This window comes from Stieleria sp. (assembly GCF_041595215.1).
Lineage (GTDB): Bacteria > Planctomycetota > Planctomycetia > Pirellulales > Pirellulaceae > Stieleria > Stieleria magnilauensis.
Map to the genome: position 1 here is coordinate 1 of NZ_JBFHKV010001263.1, position 2228 is coordinate 2228.

General features: G+C 58.1%; 1 protein-coding gene and 1 pseudogene. Both read left to right on the top strand.

What is annotated here, in order from left to right:
• Positions 1–698, top strand: a pseudogene (locus ABX749_RS30370) (ABC transporter permease); the annotation flags it as partial.
• Positions 699–786: 88 nt separating this feature from the next.
• A partial coding sequence (locus ABX749_RS30375; protein ID WP_372899335.1) for a DUF4340 domain-containing protein occupies positions 787–2228 on the top strand: 1442 nt, incomplete at its 3' end.

A 2228-nucleotide genomic window follows, 5' to 3' on the forward strand; every position in this document is an offset into this window, starting at 1 on the left:
CAGACGGCAACTCCGAAGGCGACGGCAAATCGTCCGGAAATCCGATCCGCGCCGCCTATGTCGCCGACATCGATTTGATGTTGCCGGTGTTCCTGCAGATTCGTGCCGATCCGAATCAAGCGACCGATCTGCGATTCCAATTCCAAAACGTCACCTTCCTGCTTAACACGATCGATTGGTTGACCGGCGAGACGGACTTTATTGACGTTCGCAAACACGAGCCGATCTTTGCCAGTCTGAAGATGATCGATGAGGTCAAGGAAACCGCCAGCATGGACGTCCGCGCCAAGCGAAAGGAGTTTCAGCGGCAATCCGAAGAAGCGATTCGTGAGGCCGAGGAAGCCCGCGACGAGCAGCTCAAAGAGTTGCGTGAGGAAGTCGCCGAGCTGCAAAAGAAAAGCAAGGACGGCAGCATCCCCAGGCCGCTGATCGATGCCAAGTCGATCGAGTTTCAGACGAAGTCCGAACGGTTGCAACGGGCGCTGGCGGTCAAGCGAGAGAAGTTTGAACGCGAAGCCGAGCGGAACATCGCCAAGATTCAACGCGAGTCCGATCAACAGGTCACGGCGATCCAAAACAAAGTCAAAGCCTATGCGGTTGCGTTGCCCTGCATCCCGCCGCTGATCGTCGGCGTCGTCGTGTTCGCCTCGCGCCGTTTGCGAGAACGCGAAAACATCAGCAAGTCGCGGCTGAAATGATTTGATCCCAGCGTCGCGGTCTTTTTCGGCCGCACGCACTCACCTTTCCACAAAAAACGTCAACAAGTTCGTTACGAGAGATTTGACGGTGAACGAAACACAAAAGACCGGAATTTTCTGGGGCGTCGCTGTCGTGGTGGCACTGATCGCTGCGATCGTCTCCTGGCCCTCGTCCAATAACGACGACGGGGGGAACATCGGCAACGTGATCGGCACTCCGTTGTTTTCCGAGTTCAAAGATCCGCTGACCGCGGCCAGCTTGAAGATCGTCACCTTCAATGAAGCGCAAGGCGAACTCAAGAATTTTGAAGTCCGCAAGGACGCTGAGTCGGGACTGTGGACGATCCCGTCCAAGGGCGGCTACCCGGCCGACGCGATCGAGCAGATGCGCGACGCAGCCAATGCCCTGGTCGGTCTGGACGTCTTGGACGTGCCGACCGACAACCCCGAAGATCACGCCGGGATGGGTGTGGTGGAACCGAAGCTGGAAGATCTGGAGCCGGGTGACGAAGGCGTCGGACGACTGGTCACGTTCAAGGACAGTTCGCAAAAGGTGCTGGCCTCGCTGATCGTCGGCAACGAAGTCAAAGGCCAGGCAGGTCAGGTCTATGTTCGGAAACCGGGACAAGATCCGGTCTATGTGGTCAAGCTGGACGACACGCCGCTGTCGACCGAATTTCAAGAGTGGATCGAAGAAGACCTGCTGCAGCTGAGCAGCATCGATATCGAGAACGTCGAACTGAAGGACTACAACGCTTCGTTGGGTCTGCAAGGCGTTTCGTTGACGAAGAACTACGACGTCGAGTTGGCCAAGGACGGCACGACATGGTCGCTGACGGCGCTGAAGGAATATGACAAGACCAATCCGTTGGCCGAGCCGACCCTGGTTTCGGTTGATCCGGACAAAGAGCTGAACTCGCAAAAGTTGAATGACCTGACCAACGCACTGGACGATTTAAAGTTCGTCGACGTCAATCGAAAACCCGAAGGCATCAGCGCCAACTTGAAGGCCGACAAGGACTTTGCCGCCGATCAGGAAGCCGCCACGCAGCTCGCCGGGCGCGGTTTCATCCCGGTGCCGCTGGGCCCCAATCGTGAAATCGAAATCCTGTCCGCCAACGGCGAACTGACCGCGACGACTAAAGAAGGCGTCAAGTACATCTTGCGGTTCGGCAACATCAGCGGGATCGCCGACGATGACAAGGGCGGTGACAAAGGCGACGCCTCATCGGCCGACGAGGGCGATGTTACCGGCGGCGTCAATCGTTACTTGATGGTCAGCACGGTCGTCGATGAGTCGATGTTCCCCGTGCCAGAACTGAAACCGATCCCCCAAACGCTTGAAGAATTGGACGCGCTCGACAACCCCGCGCCGCCGGCGGACGAATCGTTGCCGACGGAACTGAACCCGGCCGAAGAGCCCGCCCCGGCGACGCCGGAAATGAAAGAAGGCGAGTCGGAAGCCGAGGCGGACCCATCGGCGACCGAAGACGCGGCCACCCCCAAGAAAGAAGCTGAAACGGAAAAGGC